The following is a 6,449-nucleotide window of genomic DNA, read 5'->3' as shown; positions in this document are numbered from 1 at the left end:
CAACAATAACGGCCGCCGCGTCGCCGCAGCCAAGAAGGCGCGTTCAAATCGCGCCTTTTTTATTGCCTCCTGCGGTTTTTCTCGCGGGCAAGCTTGGCGGTCGGCATGAACTCAACTTCAACCTGCGCGGACCCTACTGCGGCGCCAGGTCTCCGATGGCAATTCCCCGAATTGCCCGCGATACTCATTCGAGAAATTCCCGAAATGCCAGAACCCCCATCGGGTAGCAACTTCGGTAACGGATGCGGCGCCTCTTAGTTCGCGCCGCACATGATCAAGGCGAACGGCACGGATATAAGCCGACGGATTCACCCCGAGGGTATCCTCAAACGCATACTGCAACGTTCGCCGGCTCGCATGAAACCGCGCACATAGTTCGGCAACAGACAGTGGGCAATCCGGCGACTCTTCCACCACCTCGCGAATCCCTCGTACGAGTTGCCAGTTCCGCGCGGTACGCGCCTCAACACTTCCGTGCGGATCCACATCCTGCATGCCCTGCAATGTCTCAGCGAGACCAAAGATCACCGACTTCTCGAACGACGCAGCGACTCCTACGTCATCGAGCAAAGTCGGCGTCGCGGCGACAGCGTCGAGCAATTGCTTCAATACCGCGCGAAAGCCCTGCAATCTGGCGGGATCGATATTCAATACGCCAGGCTTCGCGCCCAGCAGCGACGTAATTTCATCGACCTGCGAGCGCACCAGTTCATCGCCAATCGCGCCAGGCTCGATCTCCAGATTCACCACGACGTGCTTGTCGGGCGATAAGAACTCGAATCCACCATCGCCGGAAAATACATGCAGGCCGTCACGATGGCTCGTCTGTCCGCACAGCAGTGCATGCCCTTCGAGTTGAAAAGGAATGCCGATCGCCAGCTTGGATCGTGCCACCTGACCGCGTTGATAGACCGTGCGGGCGTGATATAGCCGTGCGTCGCCCCCTCCAAGTGCCCCAGGGTCTACCGCATCGGTTAGCCCTAAAGAAAAAGGTGCGATTGCTGAACTGCGCCCCAAAAGTTGGACAGCGATTCAACCGTTGGGGTGCAGTTCACGCCATAGGCAACCAGACGAAAGCGCCGAGCAGGCAAAAACCGAAAACCCACCCCTAAACCCCAAAATCAGCGCACACTACTCCACTGCTCCCATACGGAGCGCCAACGCCAACTGGGGGGTCCATCATGGCAAAAGGTCAAGTACGCAGTAACCGCGAAGCGAAGAAACCGAAACAGGAGAAGAAACTGAAACCGGCCACTTCGCCGTCCGGCGCGCCGCCGATCCGCGTAGCACCGAGCACATCGGCGACACAAAAGAAACACTAAGCGAGTAAGCCCGCCCCGCCAGGCGGGCGTCACCCATCACCCAGGCATTACCTCGAAATATCCTCCAACGCGACATCCCGCGTCTTCGGCCCAAGCGTCCCGATGGCCAGCATGACGATCACCATCGCGCCTGAAATAAACACAAACACCCCGTTCACACCAAACCGGCTCAAGCATCCCGCAATCACAAACGCGGAAAACATAGCCGAAAGCCGGCTCCACGAATATACAAATCCCACGGCCCGCGCCCGAATACTGGTCGGAAACAGCTCCGCCTGATATGCGTGATAGCTATACGAAATAATGTTGCCCGCCAGCACAAGACACACACCCAAGCTCACGAGCAACACAGTCTCCCGCGCCTGGCTGAACAGCAGCCCGCACACCACGTTCACCGCTGCCATGCAGATAATCACCGTCTTACGCTCAAAGCGGTCGGCAATCAGCATCCCCAGCAACGGCCCAAGGGGCGCCGCAATCGCAATGATGCTCGCGTACATCAAACTCGTCGTGACCGTAATGCCCTGCCTGATCAGCAACGTCGGAATCCAGTTCGCGAAGCCGTAATAACCCATCGTCTGGAACACGTGAAAAATGATCAGCATCAGCGTGCGCTTGCGATACGGTGGCACCAGCAGATCGCGAAACGCCGCACGCGCGCGCACCGGTTCAGGCAATGCCGGCTCCGGCAAAGGCCGTCCATATTCTCGTTCGACACGCGCTTCAAGTCGCTTCATCACCGCGTCGGCTTCCTCGATGCGGCCCTTCTGTGCGAGCCAGCGTGGGCTCTCCGGCAAACGCAGACGAATCCACCACACCACAATGGCGCCCACTACGCCGGTCAACACAACCAGACGCCAGCCGTCGAGGCCAAAGTAACGGTGCGGCACCAGCAGATACGATAGAAACGCGACGATCGGCACCGCGCAGAAACCGACCGCTTGCGAAAAGGCCGACGCGCGGCCACGGACATGTTTCGGCACGAGCTCGGAGATGTATGTGCCAATCGTTACGATCTCCACGCCGATGCCGATCCCCGCGATGAAGCGCCAGAGATTGAGCCCAAGCGCCGTGTCCTGGAACGCCATGATGATGTTGGCCGCCGTGTACCAAAGCAGCGACCATGTGAAGATGGCGCGCCGCCCGAAGCGGTCGGCAAGAAAACCGCAGGCCGCCGTGCCGATAAACAGGCCCGCGAATAACGCAGCGATGAAACTCGCCACGCCGCTGGTGCCGAACAGTCCATGCGTCGTCGCGGTGAGAATGCCGCTGCGCACGAGGCCCGGGGCAATGTAGCCGGAGAACATCAGGTCGTACAGTTCGAAGAAGAGGCCGAGGCTCAGCAACATCACCAGTTGCCAGATCGAGCGCGTGGCGGGCAAGCGGTCGAGCCGCGCGGAAATGCGCGCGCCATCCAGCGCGATCTCGTGAGCGTGGTCGCCCGCCGATGCGCCGGCGCCTGAGGGCAAACCACCTAGCGCGCCGGCATCGCCGACCGCTGTCGCATACACCACTTGATTCGACGATTTCATCGTCTGTCTCCATGAATTCCGGTCTGACGCCGGATAAGATTGGTTGACTACGCTCGACGCGTCGAACGCCCACAAGCAAGGTCGCTACGCTCAGGCGTTTGCGCAGGATGCCTCACGGGTCGTTGTGCCCTGGCAGCTTTGCTTGACGCCTCATGCGTCGCTACGCTCACGCCGCTGCTCGCGGCGCCTGTGCCACACCACCGCCCAACGCCGCGATCTGTACTTCGTCGTAGCCCAACCCACGCAGCACATCAGCGGTGTGCTCGCCGATCTTTGCGATCGGCTGACGCGGTTGCAGACGGGCACCGTCCATCGAAATCGGCAGCAGGGGCATCGCGGTTTCGCTTCCATCATCGAGCGTCAGTCGCGCAAGCCCGCCGCTCTGGTTCAGATGCGGATCGTCGAACAGGTCTTCGGGTTTCGTGATCGACGCGAACGGAATGTGATCGCGCTCAAACAATGGCACGAGCGCCGCGCCTTCGAAGCCACTCAAGGTTTCGCCGAGCGTCTTCAGCAACCATTCGCGCGCCAGCACGCGATCGTTATTGGTCGCGAGGCGCGAGTCGGCCAGCAGGTCGGCGCGGCCGAGAATCGCGCACAGCGCGCGCCACTGCCCATCGCCGGTGGCGGCAATAAACATCTGCTCGTCGTTGGCAAGCCGGAACACGTCGTAGACGGCCCATGCGCTAATGCGCTCGGGCATCGGCGCAGCGGGCACACCGGTCGCGGCGAACTGCTGCATGTGTTGCGCGGAGAGCAGCACGCAGTTTTCGAACAGCGCGCTCTGCACTTCCTTGCCGCGTCCGCTCGTATGCCGTTCGTGCAACGCGGCAAGCACACCGATCGCGCCGAACATGCCGCCCATGATGTCGTTGACCGAACTGCCGGCACGCAACGGCCGGCCTACCGGCCCGGTCATGTAGGCGAGGCCGGCCATCATCTGCACGACTTCGTCGAGCGCGAGACGGTGTTCGTACGGACCGTTCAGAAAGCCCTTATGCGAGACGTAAATCAGCTTGGGATTGCGTTCGCGCAGCGACGCGTAATCGAGGCCCAGGCTCGCCATGCGGCCCGGCTTGAAGTTCTCGACGAATACGTCGGCGGTGTCGACCAGCTTGTGCAGCGCGGCCAGTCCCGCTTCGCTTTCGAGATCGAGCGCGACACTCTTCTTGTTGCGATTGAAGGTGCGAAAGAAGCCCGCACCTGTACCGAGCAGACGGCGCGTACCGTCACCGCGCGGCGGCTCGACCTTGATGACTTCAGCGCCGAGGTCGCCAAGAATCATCCCGCATGTCGGCCCCATCACCATATGCGACAACTCGACCACGCGAATGCCCGCAAGCGGCAACGCGCTCTGCTGCTCCGCCGAAGACGCAGGGGCGGAAGAAGCTGAGGAAGCGGACGTAGAAGAAAACGGATTCATGACTGCACCTGTGATTCGGACGGATCAAAACGTTGAGCGACGACGCTGAATTGCTTCGGCAAACCGGCACGCGCCAGATAGCCGTACAGCGGTTCGCCGGGTAACGCGTCGGCGAGTATGTCGCGCGATGCGATGAGTCTGGCGAGGTCAATACCGGTGTCGTAGCCCATGCTGTCGAGCATGAACACGAGGTCTTCGGTGTTCACGTTGCCGGTCGCACCCGGCGCATGGGGACAGCCGCCAAGGCCGGCCAGCGACGCGTCGAATTCGCGGATGCCGTGCTGCAGCGCGATCAGCGTATTCGCAAGACCGAGGCCACGCGTGTCATGGAAATGCAGCGAACGCAGCTTGCTGCCAGCGACTTCACGCACCAGTTCGATGATTTCGCCGACCTGGCGCGGCGTCGCCTCGCCGGTGGTGTCGCCGAGTGCAATGACGTCGGCGCCCGCCTGCAACGCGGCGCGCGCAATCGTGGCGATATCGGCGTAAGGCACCGCGCCTTGCAGCGTGCAACCGAATACCGTCGACAATCCAGCGATCAGTTCGACACGCCGCGTGTTCGCGCTAGCCGCGCTGTCGATCAACTCGCGCATCGCGGCAAATACTTCGATCATCTCGGCAGGCGTCTTGCGAACATTGGCCAGGCTATGCGCCGTGCTCACCGAAATCGGCGCGACGATCCGATGTACACCGGACTCGAGCGCGCGTTGTGCGCCCTTCAGGTTCGGTACCAACGCCGTCACGATCAGATCGTCGTAGGTGAGCGCGTGGGCGATCACTTCGTCGGCGTCGGCCATTTGCGGCAGCAGCTTCGCCGGCACGAACGACGCGACTTCCATATGCCGCACGCCGGCGGCATAGGCAGCGTCGATCCAGCGCCGCTTGGACTCGGTGGGCATCGTGCGGGCAATGCTTTGCAGGCCGTCGCGCATGCCGACTTCGGTCACGACGACGCGCTCGTGGGTGTCACTCATGGTCTTGAATCCCGGTCTTGAATCGTGCGTGGAATGCAGGGAATGAAGCAGCTGAGTGACAGCGTGCCCCGCCGCGATCGCGCGGCAAAGTCTGCGTTGACGACGCACTCCATCGCCGCTCGCGATGGCGGCGCAGGCAAGCAGGACGGGCGTTCGCCGTCGCAAGGGGGAAACCCTTAAGGGCTTTTCAGAGGGTAGTTAGACTGCGCTCAAACCGAGCGCAGCAAATGGTCGAGTAAGTGCGACGCCGTCAGCGTCAGCGCATTGCGGTCGCGCATGCAGATCACGAAGCGCCGCTCTGCCCACGCTTCACGCAACGGTACGGCGACGATGCCGTATTCGTTGGCGGCATGCCTGGGCAGCGCCTCGCCCGGCAGGATCGCGACCGCAAGGCCCGCCTGGATAAAACGATACGCGGCGTCGAAGGTCGAGACGTAGGTTCGATAGTTGAGCTCGTGGCCTTTTTCCAACGCAATGCGCTGCATCAACGCGTTCACCGATGCGTTCGATGCGAGCCCGAGATGATCGAACGCCAGCGTCTGCGCGAAGCTGATTGCGGCCTCACCGGCCAGTGGATGATCGCGCGGCACAATCAGCGCGAGATGATCGGAGCGATACTGCAGCACGTCGAGACCGCCCATCGGCACCGCATCGCGGCAGATGCCGAGATCGGCCACCCCCTCTTCCAGACCGCGCACGATCTCGGTGCTGACGCGCTCTTCGACATCGACACGAACCTGCGGATTGGCTTTCAGAAACACCGCCAACGCCTCGGGCAGAAACTCGACCATCGACGACACATTCGCCAGCACCCGTACATGACCGCGTGCGCCAGCCGCATATTCGCTGAGCTCCGCCTGCAACCGTTCGTGGCCGCGCATGATGAGACGTGCATGCCTGAGCAGCGCTTCACCGGCGGCGGTCGCGCGCACGCCGCGCTGGCTGCGCGAGAGCAGGGCGACGTCGACCAACGCTTCGAGATCGGCGAGCCGCTTGCTGACGGCGGACGGCGCGATGAACTCGCGTTCGGCCGCACGCGCAATCGTGCCTTCCTCGCAGACGGCGATGAACAAGCGCAATGTCACCTGATCGATTTGCCACATGAACGGGGATGCCCCGGCAATATGAAGTGGGAAAATTATGCCCGAGGAAGGCGGAGGCTGAGTCCATCCCAGGGTATCCACCGCCGGCGTGTGGG

The 6,449-nt window shown here is 62.0% G+C and carries 5 protein-coding genes; all 5 read right to left on the bottom strand.

Annotation, left to right across the window (positions count from 1 at the left end; all coding sequences use genetic code 11):
- Nucleotides 1–117: 117 nt before the first annotated feature.
- On the bottom strand, nt 118–894 hold the full coding sequence (locus KHO31_RS21455) for a helix-turn-helix domain-containing protein (RefSeq protein WP_328822731.1): 777 nt from the start codon (nt 892–894) through the stop codon (nt 118–120).
- A 475-nt stretch (nt 895–1,369) separates the two neighbouring features.
- Nucleotides 1,370–2,854, bottom strand: a complete 1,485-nt coding sequence (locus KHO31_RS21450) for an MFS transporter (protein WP_201086286.1) — start codon at nt 2,852–2,854, stop codon at nt 1,370–1,372.
- 166 nt (nt 2,855–3,020) lie between these two features.
- Complete coding sequence (locus tag KHO31_RS21445; protein WP_201086285.1) at nt 3,021–4,277, bottom strand: CaiB/BaiF CoA transferase family protein; 1,257 nt, start codon at nt 4,275–4,277, stop codon at nt 3,021–3,023.
- Nucleotides 4,274–5,251, bottom strand: coding sequence for a hydroxymethylglutaryl-CoA lyase (locus tag KHO31_RS21440; RefSeq protein WP_211620508.1), 978 nt, complete (start codon nt 5,249–5,251; stop codon nt 4,274–4,276). The genes KHO31_RS21445 and KHO31_RS21440 overlap by 4 nt, the downstream gene beginning before the upstream one ends.
- Nucleotides 5,252–5,460: 209 nt before the next feature.
- Nucleotides 5,461–6,354, bottom strand: coding sequence for a LysR substrate-binding domain-containing protein (locus KHO31_RS21435; RefSeq protein WP_211624112.1), 894 nt, complete (start codon nt 6,352–6,354; stop codon nt 5,461–5,463).
- Nucleotides 6,355–6,449 lie beyond the last annotated feature (95 nt).

The organism is Paraburkholderia domus (assembly GCF_905220705.1).
Classification (GTDB): domain Bacteria; phylum Pseudomonadota; class Gammaproteobacteria; order Burkholderiales; family Burkholderiaceae; genus Paraburkholderia; species Paraburkholderia domus.
Note: the sequence above shows the minus strand (reverse complement) of the source record. Positions and strands in the feature narration are given on the sequence as shown.